The 19,613-nt window shown below is 66.4% G+C and carries 22 protein-coding genes and 2 pseudogenes; 5 read left to right on the top strand and 19 right to left on the bottom strand.

The genetic code is table 11. From position 1 onward, the window contains the following. Positions 1 to 31: 31 nt before the first annotated feature. Positions 32 to 724 (bottom strand): transposase, encoded by a 693-nt coding sequence (locus CWS39_RS05020; protein WP_233213364.1) that lies wholly within the window; start codon positions 722 to 724, stop codon positions 32 to 34. A 118-nt stretch (positions 725 to 842) separates the two neighbouring features. On the opposite strand from CWS39_RS05020, the gene CWS39_RS05025 reads away from it, so the two are divergent. Beyond that, positions 843 to 2,093, top strand: coding sequence for an IS256 family transposase (locus CWS39_RS05025; protein ID WP_102141943.1), 1,251 nt, complete (start codon positions 843 to 845; stop codon positions 2,091 to 2,093). 5 nt (positions 2,094 to 2,098) lie between these two features. On the opposite strand, the gene CWS39_RS05030 is transcribed toward CWS39_RS05025, so the two are convergent. Continuing rightward, a complete protein-coding gene (locus CWS39_RS05030) occupies positions 2,099 to 2,671 on the bottom strand; it encodes an RNA-guided endonuclease InsQ/TnpB family protein (protein ID WP_233213365.1) in 573 nt (190 codons plus the stop codon). Positions 2,672 to 2,750: 79 nt separating this feature from the next. On the opposite strand from CWS39_RS05030, the pseudogene CWS39_RS30255 reads away from it, so the two are divergent. Continuing rightward, positions 2,751 to 2,936, top strand: a pseudogene (locus CWS39_RS30255) (transposase); the annotation flags it as partial. A gap of 88 nt (positions 2,937 to 3,024) precedes the next feature. Here CWS39_RS30255 and rpsQ read toward each other — a convergent pair. Genes rpsQ through rpsJ form a run of 11 tightly spaced genes read right to left on the bottom strand, consistent with a single transcriptional unit; the run spans position 3,025 to position 8,548 of the window. Continuing rightward, positions 3,025 to 3,348 (bottom strand): 30S ribosomal protein S17, encoded by a 324-nt coding sequence (rpsQ, locus tag CWS39_RS05045; protein ID WP_102141815.1) that lies wholly within the window; start codon positions 3,346 to 3,348, stop codon positions 3,025 to 3,027. Continuing rightward, positions 3,348 to 3,581, bottom strand: coding sequence for a 50S ribosomal protein L29 (rpmC, locus tag CWS39_RS05050; protein WP_102141816.1), 234 nt, complete (start codon positions 3,579 to 3,581; stop codon positions 3,348 to 3,350). Before rpmC ends, rpsQ begins: the two co-directional genes overlap by 1 nt. Beyond that, the gene (gene rplP / locus CWS39_RS05055) at positions 3,581 to 3,997 is read right to left on the bottom strand and encodes a 50S ribosomal protein L16 (protein ID WP_102141817.1); all 417 of its coding nucleotides are present in this window, start codon (positions 3,995 to 3,997) and stop codon (positions 3,581 to 3,583) included. Before rplP ends, rpmC begins: the two co-directional genes overlap by 1 nt. Positions 3,998 to 4,000: 3 nt before the next feature. Then, positions 4,001 to 4,864 (bottom strand): 30S ribosomal protein S3, encoded by an 864-nt coding sequence (rpsC, locus tag CWS39_RS05060; protein ID WP_102141818.1) that lies wholly within the window; start codon positions 4,862 to 4,864, stop codon positions 4,001 to 4,003. Then, positions 4,864 to 5,451 carry a 50S ribosomal protein L22 gene (gene rplV / locus CWS39_RS05065; RefSeq protein WP_102141819.1) on the bottom strand — a complete coding sequence of 196 codons (588 nt, stop codon included), beginning with the start codon at positions 5,449 to 5,451 and terminating at the stop codon, positions 4,864 to 4,866. The genes rpsC and rplV overlap by 1 nt, the downstream gene beginning before the upstream one ends. Next, on the bottom strand, positions 5,451 to 5,732 hold the full coding sequence (rpsS, locus tag CWS39_RS05070) for a 30S ribosomal protein S19 (protein ID WP_007167837.1): 282 nt from the start codon (positions 5,730 to 5,732) through the stop codon (positions 5,451 to 5,453). The genes rplV and rpsS overlap by 1 nt, the downstream gene beginning before the upstream one ends. A gap of 10 nt (positions 5,733 to 5,742) precedes the next feature. Continuing rightward, positions 5,743 to 6,582 (bottom strand): 50S ribosomal protein L2, encoded by an 840-nt coding sequence (rplB, locus tag CWS39_RS05075; RefSeq protein ID WP_102141820.1) that lies wholly within the window; start codon positions 6,580 to 6,582, stop codon positions 5,743 to 5,745. A 24-nt stretch (positions 6,583 to 6,606) separates the two neighbouring features. Then, positions 6,607 to 6,909 carry a 50S ribosomal protein L23 gene (rplW, locus tag CWS39_RS05080; RefSeq protein WP_102141821.1) on the bottom strand — a complete coding sequence of 101 codons (303 nt, stop codon included), beginning with the start codon at positions 6,907 to 6,909 and terminating at the stop codon, positions 6,607 to 6,609. Further along, positions 6,909 to 7,574, bottom strand: coding sequence for a 50S ribosomal protein L4 (rplD, locus tag CWS39_RS05085; protein WP_102141822.1), 666 nt, complete (start codon positions 7,572 to 7,574; stop codon positions 6,909 to 6,911). The genes rplW and rplD overlap by 1 nt, the downstream gene beginning before the upstream one ends. Next, entirely contained in the window at positions 7,575 to 8,228 is a 654-nt protein-coding gene (gene rplC, locus CWS39_RS05090; protein ID WP_102141823.1) for a 50S ribosomal protein L3, read from the bottom strand. It lies immediately after the preceding gene. A gap of 14 nt (positions 8,229 to 8,242) precedes the next feature. Further along, complete coding sequence (gene rpsJ / locus CWS39_RS05095) at positions 8,243 to 8,548, bottom strand: 30S ribosomal protein S10 (protein WP_003883485.1); 306 nt, start codon at positions 8,546 to 8,548, stop codon at positions 8,243 to 8,245. Positions 8,549 to 8,873: 325 nt separating this feature from the next. Here rpsJ and CWS39_RS05100 point away from each other — a divergent pair, with 325 nt between their 5' ends. Beyond that, positions 8,874 to 9,353: a hotdog fold domain-containing protein gene (locus CWS39_RS05100; RefSeq protein WP_102141824.1), complete on the top strand. Its 480-nt coding sequence runs from the start codon at positions 8,874 to 8,876 to the stop codon at positions 9,351 to 9,353. Positions 9,354 to 9,440: 87 nt separating this feature from the next. On the opposite strand, the gene CWS39_RS05105 is transcribed toward CWS39_RS05100, so the two are convergent. After that, positions 9,441 to 11,039 (bottom strand): carboxylesterase/lipase family protein, encoded by a 1,599-nt coding sequence (locus tag CWS39_RS05105; RefSeq protein ID WP_102141825.1) that lies wholly within the window; start codon positions 11,037 to 11,039, stop codon positions 9,441 to 9,443. 116 nt (positions 11,040 to 11,155) lie between these two features. On the opposite strand from CWS39_RS05105, the gene CWS39_RS05110 reads away from it, so the two are divergent. Beyond that, on the top strand, positions 11,156 to 12,406 hold the full coding sequence (locus CWS39_RS05110) for a cytochrome P450 (protein ID WP_102141826.1): 1,251 nt from the start codon (positions 11,156 to 11,158) through the stop codon (positions 12,404 to 12,406). Here the strand turns inward: CWS39_RS05110 and CWS39_RS05115 are convergent. Then, positions 12,372 to 12,986 (bottom strand): TetR/AcrR family transcriptional regulator, encoded by a 615-nt coding sequence (locus CWS39_RS05115; RefSeq protein ID WP_102141827.1) that lies wholly within the window; start codon positions 12,984 to 12,986, stop codon positions 12,372 to 12,374. The two genes, CWS39_RS05110 and CWS39_RS05115, sit on opposite strands and share 35 nt — an antisense overlap. 126 nt (positions 12,987 to 13,112) lie before the next feature. Between CWS39_RS05115 and CWS39_RS05120 the strand changes: the two are divergent. Continuing rightward, a pseudogene (locus CWS39_RS05120) lies at positions 13,113 to 14,684 on the top strand (MFS transporter); the annotation flags it as partial. A 2-nt stretch (positions 14,685 to 14,686) separates the two neighbouring features. On the opposite strand, the gene mftG reads toward CWS39_RS05120, so the two are convergent. The 4 genes from mftG to mftD all read right to left on the bottom strand — a co-directional run bounded on the left by mftG (position 14,687) and on the right by mftD (position 19,612). Beyond that, entirely contained in the window at positions 14,687 to 16,117 is a 1,431-nt protein-coding gene (gene mftG, locus CWS39_RS05125) for a mycofactocin dehydrogenase MftG (RefSeq protein WP_102141829.1), read from the bottom strand. A gap of 8 nt (positions 16,118 to 16,125) precedes the next feature. Further along, positions 16,126 to 17,538 carry a mycofactocin biosynthesis glycosyltransferase MftF gene (gene mftF, locus CWS39_RS05130; RefSeq protein ID WP_102141830.1) on the bottom strand — a complete coding sequence of 471 codons (1,413 nt, stop codon included), beginning with the start codon at positions 17,536 to 17,538 and terminating at the stop codon, positions 16,126 to 16,128. Continuing rightward, positions 17,535 to 18,284: a mycofactocin biosynthesis peptidyl-dipeptidase MftE gene (mftE, locus tag CWS39_RS05135; RefSeq protein ID WP_102141831.1), complete on the bottom strand. Its 750-nt coding sequence runs from the start codon at positions 18,282 to 18,284 to the stop codon at positions 17,535 to 17,537. The genes mftF and mftE overlap by 4 nt, the downstream gene beginning before the upstream one ends. A gap of 134 nt (positions 18,285 to 18,418) precedes the next feature. Continuing rightward, on the bottom strand, positions 18,419 to 19,612 hold the full coding sequence (gene mftD / locus CWS39_RS05140) for a pre-mycofactocin synthase MftD (RefSeq protein WP_102141832.1): 1,194 nt from the start codon (positions 19,610 to 19,612) through the stop codon (positions 18,419 to 18,421). Between the last annotated feature and the right edge of the window lies 1 nt (position 19,613).

Consider the following 19,613-nt stretch of genomic DNA (forward strand, 5'->3'; position numbering starts at 1 on the left):
CCCCGCCGTCGATGGTGGGATTCCCGTGCGGCTATGCCGCGGTTGGGGTGCTTCCTGTTTCATCGCCCCGCGCCTCGCGAGTGGTGGGAGGACTTACCGGGGCTCCGCAGGCGTTTAGTCTCTCTGCCCGCCCGGCAGCGAGAATGTTCTTGGCGGCGTTGTGGTCGCGATCGTGCACGGCCCGGCACGCCGGGCACGTCCATGTTCGGACCTGCAGCGGGAGTTCGGCCAGCCGGTGCCCACAGCCCGAGCAGGTCTTGCTCGACGCCAACCACCGCGACACCGTGTGTACGGTCCGTCCGTAGCGGTCGGCCTTCTCGCCGATGATTCGCACGAATTGACCCCACCCCGCATCGCTGATGGCGCGGGCGAGCCGACGGTTTTTGACCATGCCGGCGATGTTGAGGTCCTCGACGTGGATCACTTGGTTGTCGCGTACCAACGCCAAGGCCTGCTTGTGGTGATAGTCCCGCCGTGCGCGCGCCACTTTTCCGTGCGCGACGGCGATTTTGCGCCGCGACTTGTCCCTGTTGTTCGATCCTTTCTGCCGGCGGGACTTCTCCCGCTCCAACCGCGCCAGTTTGCGTAGCTTGCGGCCCAAATGCTTCGGATTGGCGACCTCTGACCGCACGCCATCTGTTGTGGCGATCGCGGCTAGCCGCGCGATCCCCAGATCCACTCCAGCCTCGCGGGCAACAGCCGGCAGTGGTGACGGGCGTGTCATTCCATCTGTGTAAGTCCGGGGTGGTCCATCATCGGACCGCTATTCGGGCGGGCAGAAGGAGTGATTTGTGACGAAGGCGACATCGGTTGGACGGCAGGAGAAGTCGGCCGCTCGGCAGTTGGCTGAGACGTTTTCGGAAGAGACGCTGGATTCGTTGATCAAGGATGCGGTGAAGTCCGGCACGCCGATCGATGGTGCTGATGGTTTGCTCAATGAGCTGACCAAGGCGGTGCTGGAGCGGGCGCTGAACTCGGAGCTGACCCATCATCTGGGCTATGAGGCCGGCGATCCGGCCGGGCGCGGCTCGGGTAATTCCCGCAATGGCACCACGCCGAAAACGGTGACCACAGTCAACGGCCCGGTCAAGATCGACGCTCCCCGCGACCGCAACGGGTCGTTTGAGCCGGCGATCGTGCCGAAGAAGACCCGCCGGCTCAACAACATCAATTCGGTGGTGTTGTCGCTGTATTCGCGGGGCATGACCACCCGCGATATCGAGGCCCACCTCGAGGAGGTGTATGGAGCCAGTGTGTCGCGCGAGTTGATCTCCAATATCACCGAGGTGGTCGTCGATGAGATCAAGGCCTGGCAATCGCGCCCCCTCGATGAGGTCTATCCGATCCTCTACATCGACGGGCTGCGGCTGCGGATCAAGGACAACGGGGTGATCACCACCAAGGTCGCCTATCTGGCGATCGGGGTGGATCTGGAGGGCCGCAAGCACGCCCTGGGGGTGTGGATCCAAGACTCCGAGGGTGCGAAGTTCTGGCAGAAGGTGGTCATCGACCTGCGCAACCGCGGGGTGCGCGACATCCTGATCGCCTGCTGCGACGGGCTGACCGGGCTGCCTGACGCGATCCGCTCGACCTACCCCGACACCGTGGTGCAGACCTGCGTGGTGCGAGTGATCCGCAACGCCATGCGGTTCGTGTCCTACAAGGACCGCAAGAAGGTCGCCACCTCGATGCGCGCGATCTATGGCGCGCCGACCGTGGAGGCCGCCGAGCTCGCGCTCAAGGACTTCGACACCGCCTTCGGCGCCCAGTACCCCGGCGCGATTGACGTGTGGCGCAACGCCTGGCCGGAGTTCGTGCCGTTCCTGGACTATCCGGTGGAGCTGCGCAAGATCGTCTACACCACCAATGCCATCGAGTCGATCAACTTCCAGCTGCGCAAGATCACCAAGAACCGCGGCCATTTCCCCGACAAAGACGCCGCGATGAAGTTGCTGTATCTGGGGCTGCGCAACATCTCCAGCGAGAGGGGAGGTTTCTCGGGCACCGGGACCTACAATTGGACTGTGGCGTTGAACACACTCGCCAGGCTTTTCCCGGGGCCGAATTCCATTGTGTTAGAATACAACTCGTAGTCAAGTCACCTCTGACTTACACAGAATTCGTGACAGGCTCGTGGTGACGGCGGTACGTCGACGACGAAGCTGGCGTAGCAATGCCCGTCGGGCTCCCGAATGATCGTGACGCTCGACGGCTCGGACGGCAGCTCGCGTGACCACCGCACCGCCACCTCGCCCACCTTCGCCAGATATAACCGGCCGTTGGGCCGCACGCTGAATCCGTTGCGGGTGAGCCGAAACGACTGCCGGTGATCCTTGCGGGACTTGAACCGGGGACGACCGACCTTGCGGCCCTTGCGTTTCCCGGTGTGTGAGTCGAAGAAGTTGCGCCAGGCCCGCCGGGAGTCGTTGACAGACTGCACCAACGCCACACTGGGCACCTCGTACAACCACGCGCGCGCCTCGGTGGTCTTGGCCGCGGTGATCACGCGACGCTGAATCTCGCTGTCGGACAGCTTCACGCCAGCCCGATGGGCCTCCTCGCGCACCCGCAGCGCGTCGTTGAACACCACCCGACAGCACCCGAACACCCGCGCCAGCACCGCCTTCTGAGCCGATGTCGGATCGATGCGATACCGATAACGCATCTGCATACCGGCGACTGTAAAGACCACCTCTGACAACCCAGACCTACCGCCACACCCGCCACAGCGTGACACTGCACGCCATCTGGTGTTCGTCACGACCGACCGGCGACGGGTGTCCGACGCCACCCACACCCACTGCGACAACACCACGCGCAGCGTCTGCTGCCACCTCAACGCCGAGTGGGTTCAGTTCAACGGCGAAACCGACCACGTGCACGTGCTGGCGGACAGACCCTGCGGCACCGGCGGCACCCTTGTAATCACGGTGATTTCAGGCCCGACTCGGCGTGCCGAGCAGACGCAAAACCCCCCATTTTCGTTGCGAAATGGGGGGTTTTGCGTCTGCTCGCGCGAGAAGGTTACTTGGCCTTCTCGAGAACCTCGACCAGTCGCCACCGCTTGGTGGCCGACAGCGGGCGAGTCTCCATCAGCGAGACGCGGTCGCCGATACCGGCATCGCCGTTCTCGTCGTGCGCCTTGACCTTCTTGGTGGTCCGGATGATCTTGCCGTAGAGCGGATGACTCTTACGGTCCTCCAACTCCACGACGATCGTCTTCTGCATCTTGTCGCTCACGACGTAGCCGATGGCGGTCTTGCGCCGACCACGCGGCTTCTCCTGACGCGGAGTGTACTTGGGGCCCTTCTCTTTCGAGCCGGCCGCCTTGGTTGCCTTGTCTGCCATTACGATTCCTCACCCGCGGGCCCGGAAGCCAGACCCAGCTCACGTTCGCGCAAGATGGTGTACACGCGCGCGATTTCCTGCCGCACCGTGCGAAGCCGACGGTTGTTGGACAGCTGGCCGGTGGCCATCTGGAAGCGCAGGTTGAACAGCTCTTCCTTGGACTCGCGCAACCGGTCCTTCAACTCGTCGTCGGTCAGTTCGCGCAGTTCGCCAGGCGTAATTCCCACTGCCATCAGAACTGCTCCTCTCTGGTCACAATGCGTGCCTTGATCGGCAACTTGTGGATCGCGCGGGTCAGTGCGGCGCGCGCGATCTCCTCATTCGGGTAGCTCAGCTCGAACAACACCCGGCCCGGCTTCACGTTGGCCACCCACCATTCCGGCGAACCCTTACCGGAACCCATGCGGGTTTCGGCCGGCTTCTTGGTCAGCGGACGGTCCGGGAAGATGTTGATCCACACCTTGCCGCCACGCTTGATGTGCCGGTTGATGGCGATACGAGCTGACTCGATCTGCCGGTTGGTGATGTACGCGTGCTCCAGTGCCTGGATGCCGTAATCGCCGAAGCTCACCGAGGTACCACCGCTGGCGATGCCGCGCTGCCGGGGGTGGTGTTGCTTGCGGTGCTTGACTTTGCGGGGAATCAACATGATTCAGCTCTCCGTGCTTTCGGTCGGCGTCTCGACCGCGGCCCCCGCGGCTGCCTCGGTACCGGAGGTCGCCTCGGCTGCAGCCGGCGCTTCTTCGGTGCCCGATGCGGCGCGGCCGGCTTCGGTACTCGTCGCGGTCGTGCCCGAGGCACCGCTGCGGCGCGGTCGGGTACCCGAGGGGCGCTCGCGGCGCGGACGGTCGGCGCCGGTGGGCACCGTGGCGGTCGCTTCACGCTTGCCGCCGACGATGTCGCCCTTGTAGATCCACACCTTCACGCCGATCCGGCCGAAGGTCGTCTTGGCCTCGTAGAGGCCGTAGTCGATGTCGGCGCGCAGCGTGTGCAGCGGCACGCGACCCTCGCGGTAGAACTCCGAGCGGCTCATCTCGGCGCCGCCGAGACGGCCCGAGCACTGCACGCGGATGCCCTTCACGTTCGGCTGGCGCATCGCCGACTGGATCGCCTTGCGCATCGCCCGGCGGAATGCCACACGATTCGAAAGCTGTTCGGCCACACCCTGAGCCACCAGCTGCGCCTGTGACTCCGGGTTCTTGACCTCGAGGATGTTGAGCTGCACCTGCTTGCCGGTCAGCTTCTCCAGGTCGGCGCGGATGCGGTCGGCCTCGGTGCCGCGGCGGCCGATGACGATGCCCGGCCGGGCGGTGTGGATGTCGACGCGGACCCGGTCGCGGGTGCGCTCGATCTCCACGTCGGCGATGCCGGCGCGCTCGAGACCGGTGGCCAGCAGCCGACGGATCGCCACGTCTTCCTTGACGTAGTCCTTGTACTGCTTATCGGCGTACCACCGGGACTTCCAGTCGGTGGTGATACCGAGCCGGAAGCCGTGCGGGTTGATTTTCTGGCCCACTACTCCGAGCCCTCCTTCGCTTCCGCTGAAGCTTCAGTCTTCTTAGCGGCCGTCTTCTTCGCGGGCGCCTTCTTCGCTGTGCTGGATGCCGCCGCCTTCTTGGCCGGCGCCTTTTTGGCGGGAGCCTTCTCGGCCGCAGCCTTAGAAGCCGGCGCCTTCTTCGCGGCGGCCGCCTTGCTGCCCTCGGCCCGACGCGAGCGCGCCGACCGTGCGGATGCGCGGTCCTCGCGCGAAGGCCTGCTCTCCACGATCACCGTGATGTGGCTGGTGCGCTTGCGGATTCGGAACGCACGCCCCTGCGCGCGCGGCCGGATGCGCTTGGCGGTCGGGCCTTCGTCGGCCTGAATGGTGGCCACCACAAGCGTCGACGGATCGAGCCCGTCGTTGTTCTGCGCGTTGGCCGCTGCGCTGGCGATGACCTTGGCCACCGGCTCGCTGGCGGCCTGCGGCGCCCACCGCAGGATGTCCAACGCCTCGGACACGCTCTTGCCGCGCACCAGGTTGATGACCCGGCGCGCCTTGGTCGCCGAGACGCGCACGAAGCGCGCCTTCGCGACGGCGTACGGATATTCAGTCGTCGTAGTCATTACCGGCGCTTCGCCTTCCGGTCATCCTTGATGTGACCCTTGAACGTGCGGGTGGGCGCGAACTCGCCCAGCTTGTGCCCGACCATCGCCTCGGTGACGAACACCGGGACATGCTTGCGGCCGTCGTGCACCGCGAAGGTGTGCCCGATGAAGTCGGGGATGATGGTCGACCGACGCGACCAGGTCTTGATGACCTGCTTGGTGTTCTTCTCGTTCTGAGCGTCGACCTTCTTGAGCAGATGGTCGTCGACGAACGGGCCTTTCTTCAGGCTACGTGGCATCAGCTAACTCCTACCGGTGCTTCTTGCCGGTGCGTCGGCGTCGGACGATGAGCTTGTCGCTCGGCTTGTGCGGCTTGCGGGTACGGCCCTCGGGCTTGCCCCACGGGCTGACCGGGTGACGACCACCGGAGGTCTTGCCCTCACCACCGCCGTGCGGGTGGTCGACCGGGTTCATCACCACACCACGAACGGTGGGGCGCTTGCCCTTCCACCGCATGCGGCCGGCCTTGCCCCAGTTGATGTTGGCCTGCTCGGCATTGCCGACCTCGCCGACGGTGGCGCGGCAGCGCACGTCGACGCGGCGGATCTCGCCGGACGGCATGCGCAGCGACGCGTAGGTGCCTTCCTTGCCCAGCAGCTGGATGCTGGAACCGGCCGAGCGGGCCAGCTTGGCACCACCGCCGGGACGCAGCTCGACGGCGTGGATCACGGTGCCGGCCGGGATGTTGCGCAGCGGCAGGTTGTTACCCGGCTTGATGTCGGCGTTGGGGCCGGACTCCACCACATCGCCCTGCGAAAGTCCCTGCGGCGCAATGATGTAGCGCTTCTCGCCGTCCAGGTAGTGCAGCAGTGCGATGTTCGCGGTGCGGTTCGGGTCGTACTCGATGTGCGCGACCTTGGCGTTGACGCCGTCCTTGTCGTGACGACGGAAGTCGATCACGCGGTAGGCGCGCTTGTGGCCACCGCCCTTGTGCCGGGTGGTGATCCGGCCGTGCGCGTTGCGACCGCCCTTGCCGTGCAGCGGGCGAACCAGCGACTTCTCCGGACGCGAGCGGGTGATCTCGGCGAAATCGGAGACGCTGGCACCGCGACGACCCGGGGTCGTCGGCTTGTACTTGCGAATTCCCATATCAGTTCAATCCCTAACTGCCGGCTAGGCCGGTGCTCCGAACAGGTCGATGGGCTTGCTGCCCGCGGCCAGCGTCACGATGGCGCGCTTGGTGTCCTTGCGCTTGCCGTATCCGGTGCGGGTGCGCTTGCGCTTGCCCTGCCGGTTGGCGGTGTTCACCGACGCGACCTTGACGTTGAAGATCTTCTCGATCGCGATCTTGATCTGGGTCTTGTTCGAGTCGGGGTGCACGACGAACGTGTACACGTTGTCTTCGATCAATCCGTAGGACTTCTCGGAGATGACCGGAGCCAGGATGATGTCGCGGGGGTCAGTGACGGTTGCCATCAGGCCGACACCTCCTCTTGGGACTCTTTGGAATTCGCGCTGATGTAGGCATCGAGCGCCTCGACGGAGAACACCACATCGTCGGCGTTGAGCACGTCGTAGGTGTTGAGCTGGTCGGGCCAAAGGACATGCACACCAGGCAAGTTGCGCACGCTGCGGGCGCCCGTCTCGTCGCTGCGGCCGACAACGACAAGCACCTTCTTGTTGTCGGTCAGCGTGGCCAGGAACGCCTTGGCGCTCTTGGTCGACGGCGTCTGCCCCTCCACCAATTCGGTGACCGCGTGGATACGGCCGTTGCGGGCGCGGTCCGACAATGCCCCGCGCAGCGCGGCGGCGATCATCTTCTTCGGCGTGCGCTGGCTGTAGTCGCGCGGCTTCGGGCCGTGCACGATGCCACCGCCGGTGAACTGCGGCGCGCGGGTCGAGCCCTGACGGGCGCGGCCGGTGCCCTTCTGCCGGTACGGCTTCTTGCCGCCACCGCGCACCTCACCACGCGTCTTGGTGGAGTGCGTGCCCTGCCGGGCCGCGGCCAGCTGCGCCGTCACCACCTGGTGCATCAAGTGAATGTTGGGCTCGACGTCGAACAACTCGGCGGGCAGCTCGACGGTGCCGTCGTTCTTCCCTGCCGGTGTCTTGACGTCAATCTTGAGAGTCTTGGCAGCCATTTACTTCTCGCCTCGCTTGATTGCGCTGCGGACCATCACCAGTCCACCGTTGCGGCCGGGGATGGCGCCCTTGATCAACAGCACGCCGTTCTCGGCGTCGACCTTGTGCACCAACAGGTTCTGCGTCGTCACCCGGTCGTTGCCCATCCGGCCCGACATCCGGGTGCCCTTGAACACGCGGCCCGGGGTGGCGCAGCCACCGATGGAGCCGGGACGACGGTGCACCGCCTGGGCACCGTGCGCGGCGCCCTGGCCTGCGAAGCCGTGCCGCTTCATGGTGCCCGCGAAGCCCTTGCCCTTGCTGGTGCCGGTCACGTCGACGTAGGTGCCGTCGGCGAAGATCTCAGCGGTCAGCTCCTGGCCGACCTCGTACTCCGCGGCGGCGGCCTCGTCGTCGAGCCGCAGCTCGGCGAGGTGGCGGCGCGGGTTGACGTTGGCAGCCTTGTACTGACCCGTCACCGGCTTGTTCACCTTGCGCGGGCTGATCTCGCCGTAGGCGAGCTGGATGGCGCTGTAGCCGTCGCGCTCGGGGGTGCGGATGCGCGTCACCACGTTGGGGCCGGCCTTGACGACCGTCACCGGGACGACTTTGTTGTTCTCGTCGAACACCTGCGTCATGCCCAGCTTGGTGCCCAAAATGCCTTTTCTAGCCATTTTTCTGGGATCTCCTACTGGATGTTGACGTCGACGCTGGCCGGCAGATCGATGCGCATGAGGGCGTCAACGGTCTTGGGCGTCGGGTCGAGGATGTCGATCAGCCGCTTGTGGGTGCGCATCTCGAAGTGCTCCCGCGAGTCCTTGTACTTATGCGGGGACCGGATGACGCAGTACACGTTCTTCTCGGTCGGCAGCGGCACAGGGCCCACCACGCTGGCGCCAGTCCGGGTGACGGTCTCGACGATCTTGCGCGCCGAGGCGTCAATCGCCTCATGGTCGTAGGCCTTGAGCCTGATGCGGATCTTCTGTCCCGCCACGCTTCTCCTACCTCACTCCTGCTTGGGGCACGCGCACGCTCAATCGCACCCGGTATGCCGCCGCTGTTTACCTGTCTGTGGTTCACCGATCCCCGCGGTCGGGTGTGTCGCCCTGACGCGCACTCGGCCGCTTCGGAAATCCGTCACGATCGAGATTGGAACCGGAAGCGCCCGCTAGGGCGCCGGTTGTGTGCCCGACCAGGCGTGAACCCGGCTCAAGGCAACCCGAACAGTATGCCTTAGATCCGGGCGTCATCCAAATCCCTGGCCAATCTGTGACCACGACGACGCGCCGCGTTCTTACTCCAGAGTAAGGTACGCGGGCATGGCGGCTCCAACCACGACATATCGAATGTGGAAACGGCTCGCGGCGCGCCCCGGCGGCAGCCGGTTGTTCTCGGCGGCGGCGATAGCGCGGGTGCCCTATTTCGCCTCCATCACCCCGCATGTGGTGCGGATGGAACCCGGTCTGGCCGAGGTCACCGTGCCGAAGTGGTTCTTCGTCTACAATCACCTGCACACCGTGCACGCGATCGCGTCGTGCAACGCCGCCGAGATGGCGATGGGCATGCTGATGGAGGCCACCGTGCCGACGTCGCACCGGTGGATCCCCAAGGCGATGAACGTGCACTACCTCGAGAAGGCCACCACGTCGCTGCGGGCGCAGGCCCGCCTCGAACCCCTCCCCGATTTCGAGGCGATCACCGAGGGCGTCGACGTGGTGGTGCCGGTCAGCGTGCTCGACCGGGCCGGCGTCGAGGTCGTGCACGCCGACATCACCTGCTGGGTGACGCCAGCCCACTGACCGCGAGACTGTCATTATCGAGGCCCCCACTCGAGAAACCTCTCGATAACGACAGTCTCGCGAACGCCTGCGGCGCGGGCGGCGTCGTCAACCTTCCAGGCTGGCCCAGAATTCGCATTGGTGAGCGTCGTCGAACGTCGTGCTGACGCGACTGCCATCCGGCTGCAATGACATTCGTGCGCCGTCGGGGTCGACGTCCGGCCACTCCGGCTGCCCCGGCGCGCGCGGAACGCCGGTGCTGACGAAGCCGCTCCAGTAGTCGATCATCGCGTCGGAGAGCGCTTGCTGCGGCGCACTCAACGGCGGCGCCCCGCCGACGTCGAACAGGTAGCGCAGCTCCAGCGAGTGGCTGGCGCCGACCCGAAACGGCAAGGTGCGCAACGGTTCGGGCGCAGGGGCGTCACGATCGTTGAACTCGTAGGCGTAGACGGGCGCGGTCTCGGCCAGCTCGTCGCCGATCCGGTCGGCGACGCAGGAGAACATCCCGTCGGTGACGGCGGCCGAATAGGCAAGCGGCACACTGTCGTAGCGCTCCACGGGATAATGCGCCGCGACCGCGTCGGCGTCTGGACCGAAGATCTCTGCCAGCAGACTGGGGTAGTCCTCGGCGCTGAACCGCTCTCCGAGCCGTAGATAGCGCAGTCCCGTGAACAGGGTGAATTCGTCGCGGTTGGTGCCGATCATGACCGGCACCGGCGCGCCGCGGCCGTCGGCCATACCAGCGACCGGGTCCACCGGTAGCACCGAGGTTCCGGTGACCGGCCCCGACATCGTTTCGGCGCCGAGGTGCACGTAGCGGATCGGCTTGCGCAGTTTATCCACGGGCAGATCGCGTAGGCACTGCGCCGCTGATTGCCGGTCCCCGCAACCGATCTCAGCCGCGTAGTCGAGGCTGGCCCGTTCCGCGGTGGGCAGATCGGCCTGCACCTGACACGGCCCGCTCATGATGATGGCCGCCCGGAACAATCCGGCGGAGTCGGGCGCGACGAGGTGGTCGCACACGGACATGCCGCCCGCCGATTCACCGGCGATGGTGACTTTGGCCGGATCGCCGCCGAAGTTGGCGATGTTGTCACGGACCCAGCGCAGCGCCGCCTGCTGGTCGGCCAGCCCGTAGTTGCCGACGGCCCCGGCCGGCCCGAGGTCCGGATGGGCCAGGAAACCCAGCGTGCCGAGGCGGTAATTGAGGGTGACGACGACGATGTCGCCCCGCGACGCCAGCCACCGCGCGTCGAACATCCCGCCGCTGCCGTTGATGAACCCGCCGCCGTGGATCCACACCATCACCGGGCGCGCACCGACCGAGCCGCCGGGCGTCCACACGTTGACGGTCAGGCAGTCCTCGTCGGTTTGTCGACCGAATTCCGGATCGCCGCCCGGATCCTGGATGCAGCGAGGCCCCGGACGAGTGGCGTCACGCACGCCCTCCCAGGCCGGCGCGGGCGCCGGCGGCTGGAACCGCAGCGGTCCGATTGGAGCGGCGGCATAAGGGATTCCGGCGAACACTCGGTAGCCGCGGGTCACTTGTCCGCGCAGCGTTCCCGTCGTCGTCTGCACCAGCGCTGGATCGCTCGACGGCGCCGGCACTGCCGCCCGCGGCGGTTCGCCCCCACCGCGCGCGCAGCCCGCCGCGAGCAGCACCACGGCTACCGCTGCGAGAGCACGACGGGCGGATCGGGACAGCACGACGCTTGAGCCTAACCAGGCCCCGAATCACCCCCCTTCCCCGAGTGGCGTCCGTCACATACACTGGCAACTTGACACCCGTCAAGTTTCGTCCAGCCCACACGTGAGGAGACTCGATGAGCACGCCGACGATGGATGAAGCCGCGAAGGTTTTGGCCGATCCGACGGCCTATGCCGACGAACCCCGACTTCACGCGTCGCTGGCGCATCTGCGGGCGAACAATCCCGTTGCCTGGGTGGACAACCCGCCATATCGGCCGTTCTGGGCAATCACCAAGCACGCCGACATCATGGCCATCGAGCGGGCCAACGCTCTGTTCCTTTCCGAGCCCCGTCCGCTCCTGGCGACGGCCGAGGCCGACGACTTCGCCAAGGCGCAACTCGAGGCCGGAATGGGGCTGCGCACGCTGATCCACATGGACGACCCGCATCACCGCAAGGTACGGGCCATCGGCGCAGACTGGTTCCGCCCCAAGGCGATGCGCGATCTCAAGGTCCGCGTCGACGAGCTCGCCAAGCGCTATGTCGACCGGATGCGCGACATCGGCCCGGAGTGCGATTTCGTCACCGAGATCGCCGTCAACTTCCCGCTCTACGTGATCATGTCGCTGCTCGGCGTACCCGAAGAGGATTTCCCGCGCATGCACAAACTCACCCAGGAGATATTCGGCGGCGACGACGAAGAGTACAAGCGCGGCAACACGCTCGAGGAACAGATGGCGGTGCTGCTGGACTTCTTCGATTACTTCTCCAAGCTGACCGCCTCGCGGCGCGAGCATCCCACCGAAGACCTGGCGTCGGCGATCGCCAACGGCCGCATCGACGGCGAACCCCTGTCGGACGTCGACACCGCGTCCTATTACGTCATCGTCGCCACCGCCGGGCATGACACCACCAAGGACGCCATCTCGGGAGGGTTGCTCGCATTGATCGAAAACCCCGGCGAGCTAGAGCGATTGCGCAACAGCATGGATCTGATGCCGACCGCCGTGGAAGAGATGATCCGGTGGACGACGCCGGTGAAGGAGTTCATGCGTACGGCCGCCGATGACACCGACGTTCGCGGCGTGCCGATCGCGAAGGGTGAATCCGTCTATCTCGCTTACGTTTCGGGCAACCGGGATGAAGAGATCTTCGACGAGCCGTTCCGGTTCGACGTCGGCCGCGATCCCAACAAGCATCTGGCGTTCGGGTACGGCGTTCATTTCTGTCTCGGCGCCGCCTTGGCGAGGATGGAGATGAACAGCCTGTTCACCGAATTGGTTCCCAGGCTGGAATCCATTGAGCTGACTGGTGAACCGGAGCTTTCATCGACGGTGTTCGTCGGCGGGCTCAAGCACCTGCCGATTCGGTACTCGTTGCGTTGACGCTGTCGGCCGACTTGCGGTGGGTGGCCAGGAACCCGTCCACCGCGGCGCGCGCACATCCGCGGTAGTCGAAATCGGTCACCGTGCTCAGCTTGCCCAGCACGATGGGGCCCAGCAGTAGCGCCGCCGCACGCGTACGATCGATATCGCCCAGTTGTGCCATCGCGTCGGGGCTGTCGAAGATGGCGTCGAATGGAACGGCGTACTGCGCGGCGACGCGCTCGCGCAGGGTCCGCACTTCGGGGCTGTCGAGCGCACCACGACGGCGGGCCCAGGGCAGGTCCGGCATGTCGCCGCCGAGCGCCAGCCAGGACATCGCGATGATGCTGACCGGGGCTTCGGCGATCAACTCCGCCTGCGCCTGCACCAACGCGATCAACCGATCCCGCAGCGACCCTTCGTCGGGCGGTGTCGGGGCGGCCGGCATCAACGCGTGAAAAGCGGCTGCCACCAAGTCGTTTCCGCTCGGGAAGTGGCGGTACAACGTCGCCCGGGCGACGTTGGCGCCACGAGTGACCGCGTCGACGGTCACCGCGCTCGGGCCGCCCGAGCGCAGCAGCGCCGTCGCCGCCTCGAGCAACCGCGCGCGCGAGCGGGCCGGCCGTGGGTCGTTACTCGTTTTGTCTCACCTCCAGCCAAGAAGACTATCGGTCTTGCTACGAGACTGTTAGTCTCAAAAGTACGCCACCGAAGGAGAGCGACGACCATGGTCGACACCCTCGCCCGGTCAGATCAGGATATCGACGCCAACATCGCGAAGCTGTCCTCGCGAGCGCGCGTCTGGTTGCTGGCGGTGGCCAGTGTGGACGTGTTGATGGTGATCACCTCCATGGTCGCGCTGAACGCCGCGCTGCCCGATATCGCGTTGCAGACCAACGCGACTCAGGGCCAATTGACCTGGATCGTCGACGGCTACACCTTGGTGCTGGCGTGCCTGCTGCTGCCCGCGGGCGCGATCGGCGATCGCTACGGACGGCGTGGCGCGCTGCTCGCCGGTCTCGCCATCTTCGCGCTGGCCTCCATGGCACCGGTGTTCTTCGACAGCCCGGTCCAGATCATCGTTGCCCGCGCGGTGGCCGGCATCGGCGCGGCGTTCATCATGCCTGCGACGTTGTCTCTGCTCACCGCGGCGTTCCCAAAATCTGAGCGCAACAAGGCCGTTGGGATCTGGGCCGGTGTGGCGGGGTCGGGGGCGGTGTTCGGATTTCTCGGCACCGGCGTCCTGCTGCACTTCTGGTCGTGGCAGTCGATCTTCTACGCGTTCACCGCCGGCGCGGTGTTGATGTTCGTGCTCACCTGCACGATCACCTCCTCGCGTGACAAGACCGCCACGCCCGTCGACTGGATCGGCGCAGTCCTCATCGGGGCGGCCGTGGCGGTATTCGTCTTCGGGGTCGTCGAGGCGCCCGTCCGCGGGTGGAGCCATCCGCTCGTCTGGGGCTGCATGTCCGCGGGTGTTGCGCTGTCGGCAGCCTTCGCGATCGTGCAACTGATGCGGCGCCATCCCCTGCTCGACGTGCGACTGTTCAGCCGGGCGGATTTCGCCACCGGATCGGTCGGTATCACCTTCCTGTTCTTCGCGAACTTCGGATTCTTCTTCGTCGCAATGCAATACATGCAGCTCGTTTTGGGCTACAGCCCGCTGCAAACCGCGTTCGCGCTGACACCGCTGGCGGTACCCGTGCTGATACTTGGCGGAACACTGCACCTGTACCTGCCCAAGGTCGGGCTGCGGGTGGCGGTGACACTCGGGCTGCTGTTCCTCGCCGCCGGGCTACTGTGCATGCGAACCCTCGAAGCCGATTCGCCCTATGCCGAAATGGCGTGGCCGTTCCTGCTGGCCGCGATCGGCATCGGGCTGTGTACGGCGCCGACCACCACCGCCATCATGCACGCGGTGCCCGACGAGAAGCAGGGCGTCGCGTCCGCGGTCAATGACACGACACGGGAGGTCGGCGCAGCATTGGGTATCGCGGTCGCGGGCTCGGTGTTGGCGGCTCAGTATCATCACCAGCTCGCGCCGATGATCGCGAACTTCCCGGAGCCGATTCGCAATTCGGCGCTGGACTCGCTTGCCCACGCGCTCGCCATCGCCGACCAGATGGGTCCGCAGGGTAGCCAATTGCGCGATGTCGCGAACACCGCGTTCCTGGAGGCGATGGACGCGTCATTGTTGGTGCTGTCCATCGCGCTGATCGTGGCTGCGGTGTTCGTGTTCATCTGGTCTCCCGGCCGCGACGGCCAACAGCTCCGTGTCGTACGTCGGCTGATTTCCCGTCGCTAAGCGACGAATTCGGCCGCGCGATGGCCGATCATGGCGATCGTGGCGTGCGGGCCACGACTGGTGATCGACGGCAGAATGGACCCGTCGACAACCCACAGGCTGTCGACCCCACGCACCCGGCAGTGCGGATCCAGCACGGCCGCGGGATCGCCATCGGCGCCCATGGGAGCCGTACCTGCCAGATGCTGCGATGTCGACCACGAGGGCGGTCCGACTCGCGCTATCGGACCGGCCAGTTCCCTTGCGAGATCCGCTCCGGCGCGCAGCAACTCGACATCAGCGGGTGCGCTGTCGTAGCGGTGTTCGATGATCGGGGGCACCGTCGGGTCGGCGGAGGCCAGCCTGATGCGGCCTCGTGACTGCGGCTGCATCAGCGCCACTCCCAGGTGAGGGTGATCGGCCGGATCATCGCCGGGTCCGTGCACCAGAGCATCGAATCCTGCTGTATACGCCCGGATTTCGAGGCCGTGCGGTGTGGTCAGCACCGCCTCCAGTGGAGGCAGGCCGTGGGTGGGTGACCAATCGATGGAAACCACCCATTCGGGATGATCGGAGAACGACGTGCCGACCGGCAGCGCCGCGATCAGCGGAATGCCCGCGGCCGCCAACACGTCCTCCGGGCCGATTCCCGACAACATCAGTAGATGTGCTGATCCTATTGCCCCGGCGGACAGGACAATTCGATCAGCGGTCAGTTCGTCCGCGCCGTTCCGCCCGACGCACTCGACGCCGCGCGCGCGGCCGTTGACGATGCTCACCCGGCGTACCCGGGTGTTGGCGAGCACAGTGAGGTTTGAGCGTTCCATCGCCGGTTGCAGGTAGGCGCCCCCGGGCCCGACCCTGGTGCCACCGTTGATGTTCAACGGCACCGCCCCGACCCCCGGCGGGCACGGCCGTCCGGCGTCGGCCCCGTTGAGATCGTCCACCCAGCGGTGGCCCATATCGGTGGCAGACTGCACGAATGACGCTGTGCAGCCGTCGAATTCAGACACTCTGCGGACCAGAATCGGTCCATCCGACCCATGCAGCGGGCCGGTGAAGTCGACGTCGGTTTCGATCGCGCGGAAGTGCTCCAAGACATCGGCCCACGCCCAGCCGGGCAGTCCCCATCCATCGAAGTCGTCCGGCAGCCCGCGACAGAAGTAGCCGCCATTGATCGCCCCGGAACCGCCGACCACGGCGCCGCGCGTAATCTGTGTGCGCCGGATCGGCTCGTCGGTCAGCGTCGTGTTGAAGTGCGCGACGACGGAGCTGGCAGCGCCGATGGGCAGCCGCAGCCCGTCGGTGATCTGCGCCCGTACTCGCGGATCGGACGGTGCCGGACCTGACTCCACCACCGTGACACGTCGCTGTGGATCTGCCGAAAGTCGTTCGGCCAGAACTGATCCCGCGCTACCGGCACCGACGATCAACACGTCGCTGTGCAAGGCGCGCTTCAGTTCCGAATCTGCGGCTTCAACGCTCCGACGTGGCGCTCGCGGACCACCCCGGTCCACAGGCCCGTGCCGTAGGCGATGTCGTCGAGCCGTTTGAGCAGGATGTAGGTGATCAGGCCGATCGGTTTGGTGTCGTCATCGGCGTTGCCGTTGCGACGGATCCAGTCCACCACCCCGTCGACGATAGCCGCCACCAGAACCGCGTGCCGGCAGCGCCGCGACAGCACCGCGGCGATGAGCGCGATCGGCCAGTAGTGCCGACAGATCGCCGAGGCCAACTGCAGGGCCGCCGACCACAACCCCATACCGGCCACCACTGCGACTTCCTTGGGTTCGGTTTCGACGGCGCTCAACGACTTGGCGATGCGTCGCCCCGTCATCGCGGCGATCACCATCGAGGCCAGGTAGCCGATGCACGAGCCCATGCCTAACAGAATCCAGACCACCAACGTCCACCCCGAGATCACCAACGGTGCGGTCTTACCGGGATGACGCACGGCCAGCGGTGCCGCTGACTCACCGTAAAATGCTTTGCGGGCCAACCACTCTCGCAATTCAGTGCGGTGGTCGTGGGCGACCAGCGCCACGGGCTCGTAGCGCAGTCGGGCGCCCGTCTCGATGAAGCGCCAACACAGATCGACGTCCTCACCGCAGGACAGCGTCTCGTCGAATCCGCCGACCTCGTTGAGCACCGTGCGTCGGCAGATGATGGCCGCGCTGGGCACGTAGGACACCGTGCCGTAAGGCACCACCGGCGCTTCGCGTTGACCGAGATCGAGCGATGAGCGCACCGCCTCGTACCGCGCCACCAGGTTGTCGGCCCGTCGCAGCCCGACGATCCTCGGCGCCACCAGTGCGACGGCCGGATCACAGAAATGGCCGAGCAGCGCCTCGAGCCAGCCTCGCCGGGGCACCACGTCGGAGTCCAGGAACGCGACGAAGTCGGTGTCGCAGGCCGCCAGCCCGGTGTTGCGTGCGGCCGCGGGACCCCGGCTCTGGGCGTGGCGCAGCACCTGGACGTCGCAGTGCACACCCGCGAAGTCGGACAGCGCAACCGGCGGCGTCGAACCGTCGTCGACGACGATGACACGCAACCCGCGCAGCGTGGCGACCAGCCGTTGCGCGCCAGAAGTGTTGTTGCGCACCGGGATAACGACCGTCACGTCGCGGTAGGACGGACCGCTGGGCGGACGCGGATGCGCGACGGTGGCATCGAGCAGCGTGCGGGCCAGCTGTGCCGACAGCGCGTCGTGCACCTCGAGCCGCCCGCCGTTGAGCATGGTCTGCGCGGCCGGAGCCAGGCGCAGCAACCGGGTGGGTGAACCGCCGAGCAGAGCCGAGCCCTCCCCGAGAACCTTCACCCGGCGATCCACCTGAACGGCGAATCCGTCGGGTAGTCGCGGTCCAGTCATATGAGCATCCCGTCGCGGTCAGGTCGCCATCGCCGCACCCGATCCGCGCAGCCGTTGACCATCTCGGCAAATATACGCGCGCCGGCCTCGGCGGTGGCCGTGGTGGGGTCACCGAGCACGCCGAGGGCGCTGACCGCCGCCACACCGCCGCGACGCATCTGTGGCATCAGCTCGGCCAGGGGCGCGGTGTTGCCGGGCAACCGCTCGTCGGCCCACACATCGGTTGGCGAAATATGTAGCAATACAGACGTTTCGGTGTGCCCGGCGTGTGCATCGGCGTTCGCGACGCTGCAGGAGCACCATCCGACGTCGCGTCCCTCGTATCGAAGCAAAGCCGCCGCAGCGCCCAATGCCTCGACATTTCCACCGTGCCCATTGATGAACACTAGGCGCGATGCCCATCTCGCCGCCGACCGGCCGAATTCCACCAGCAAAAGCCGAAGAGCGGAGGTTCCGATGGATACGGTGCCCGGGAAGCTCTCGTGTTCGCCGCTGGCGCCATAGTTGATCGCAGGCGCGACGAGCCAGTCGGAGCCCTCCGAGCGCTCGGCGGCCAGCCGGTCAGCAACCGCGTGACCGACCGCCGTCGCGATCCGGGTGTCGGTGTCTAACGGCAGGTGGGGTCCATGTTGTTCGGTGGAACCTACCGGGACGACCAACGTGGGGGACATACTGTGTAGCTGTCTCGACGTTGAGTTCCCAAGTTCGTTTGGGAAAGCCACTCGCCGATGGTAAGCCGAATTCACCTGGCGTGCGCCAATTGTTGGCCGATACGTAGGATTTGATTTTCCGAGGGTTTCCGCGACGCCCTGACGCCCGACCCCGTTAGCCCCTTGCGCCACGCCCGTACCACCGTGTGCTCGGCTGCCCAGCGGATGGGTCAGGATTGCGGGTCGGCAGGCACCCCGAGCGCCCGGGTGAACCCAGGCGGCACCAAGACGTCGCCAGCAACCAGATCGTGGACCGACGCGCGGCCCAATCCCATCAGTGCCGAGTCGATGCCGCCGCGCAGTACGTCGAGCACGTTCTCGACACCGGCCTGTCCCTCGGCGGCCAGCCCCCACAGATACGCCCGCCCGATCATGACCGCGCGCGCACCGAGCGCAAGCGCCTTGACGACGTCGCTGCCGCGGCGCACGCCACCGTCCAGCAACACCTCGACCTGATCGCCCACGGCGTCGGCGATGGCCGGCAGCGCGCGGATCGACGCGGGTGTGCCGTCGAGGTTGTTGCCCCCGTGATTGGACACCGAGATCGCCGAAACACCCGCATCCACAGCACGTTTCGCGTCATCGATGCGCATCACGCCCTTGAGCATGAACGGCCCGCCCCACAGTTCGCGCAGCCACGCGATGTCCTCCCAGGTGGGCGGCGGCGTGCCCATCCACTCCCCGTAGGCGTTGAAGAACGGCGGGCCGGGTTCGCCCTTGGCTGCTTGGTTGGGGACCCGCAGGTTGGGCGGACGCAGCGTCTTGCCCCATTGCCAGAGCCACCGCGGCTTGGTGAGGGCTTCCGGCAGCATCCGCACGATGGTCGGCAGGTTCATCTGCTCGGGGATCTTCGGGCTGCCCCAATCCCGGCCGTGCGAGAAGCTCCAGTCGGTCGTGACGATCAGACCGACCGCGCCGGCCGCTCGGGCGCGCTCCACCCGCGCGGCGATGGCGTCGCGCCCACCCAGCCAGTAAACCTGGAAGAAGGTTTTGGGGTTGGCGGCGATGACCTCCTCGATCGGCTTGCTCGCGAAAGACGACAGGCCCATCGCGGTGCCACGCGCCGCTGCCGCCCGCGCGACAGCGACTTCGCCGTCTGGGTGCACCGCCTGCACGCCGGTCGGGGAGATCACGACGGGCAGTGAAATATCCTGCCCCATAACGGTTGTGGCGAGGTCACGCTTCTCGACGGCGCCCACCACGTGCGGCGCGAAGCCGAGCTCGGCGAACGACTCGACGTTGTCGGATACCGTGACGCCCTTCTCGCTGGCGGCCACCAGGGCGCCGTACACCGACTTGGGCAGCCGTTTGCGCGCCCGCTCCTGGGCGATCGCCACCGTCTCGAACCACTTATCGCGTGCCATG

It is taken from the genome of Mycobacterium hubeiense (assembly GCF_002838065.1).
Lineage (GTDB): Bacteria > Actinomycetota > Actinomycetes > Mycobacteriales > Mycobacteriaceae > Mycobacterium > Mycobacterium hubeiense.

Coding starts and splice junctions, on each gene's coding strand:
- CWS39_RS05020 (WP_233213364.1), bottom strand. CDS start 724: ATGACACGCCCGTCACCACTGCCGGCTGTTGCCCGCGAGGCTGGAGTG.
- CWS39_RS05030 (WP_233213365.1), bottom strand. CDS start 2,671: ATGCAGATGCGTTATCGGTATCGCATCGATCCGACATCGGCTCAGAAG.
- rpsQ (WP_102141815.1), bottom strand. CDS start 3,348: ATGGCAGACAAGGCAACCAAGGCGGCCGGCTCGAAAGAGAAGGGCCCC.
- rpmC (WP_102141816.1), bottom strand. CDS start 3,581: ATGGCAGTGGGAATTACGCCTGGCGAACTGCGCGAACTGACCGACGAC.
- rplP (WP_102141817.1), bottom strand. CDS start 3,997: ATGTTGATTCCCCGCAAAGTCAAGCACCGCAAGCAACACCACCCCCGG.
- rplV (WP_102141819.1), bottom strand. CDS start 5,451: ATGACTACGACGACTGAATATCCGTACGCCGTCGCGAAGGCGCGCTTC.
- rpsS (WP_007167837.1), bottom strand. CDS start 5,732: ATGCCACGTAGCCTGAAGAAAGGCCCGTTCGTCGACGACCATCTGCTC.
- rplB (WP_102141820.1), bottom strand. CDS start 6,582: ATGGGAATTCGCAAGTACAAGCCGACGACCCCGGGTCGTCGCGGTGCC.
- rplW (WP_102141821.1), bottom strand. CDS start 6,909: ATGGCAACCGTCACTGACCCCCGCGACATCATCCTGGCTCCGGTCATC.
- rplD (WP_102141822.1), bottom strand. CDS start 7,574: ATGGCTGCCAAGACTCTCAAGATTGACGTCAAGACACCGGCAGGGAAG.
- rplC (WP_102141823.1), bottom strand. CDS start 8,228: ATGGCTAGAAAAGGCATTTTGGGCACCAAGCTGGGCATGACGCAGGTG.
- CWS39_RS05100 (WP_102141824.1), top strand. CDS start 8,874: ATGGCGGCTCCAACCACGACATATCGAATGTGGAAACGGCTCGCGGCG.
- CWS39_RS05110 (WP_102141826.1), top strand. CDS start 11,156: ATGAGCACGCCGACGATGGATGAAGCCGCGAAGGTTTTGGCCGATCCG.
- mftF (WP_102141830.1), bottom strand. CDS start 17,538: ATGACTGGACCGCGACTACCCGACGGATTCGCCGTTCAGGTGGATCGC.
- mftD (WP_102141832.1), bottom strand. CDS start 19,612: ATGGCACGCGATAAGTGGTTCGAGACGGTGGCGATCGCCCAGGAGCGG.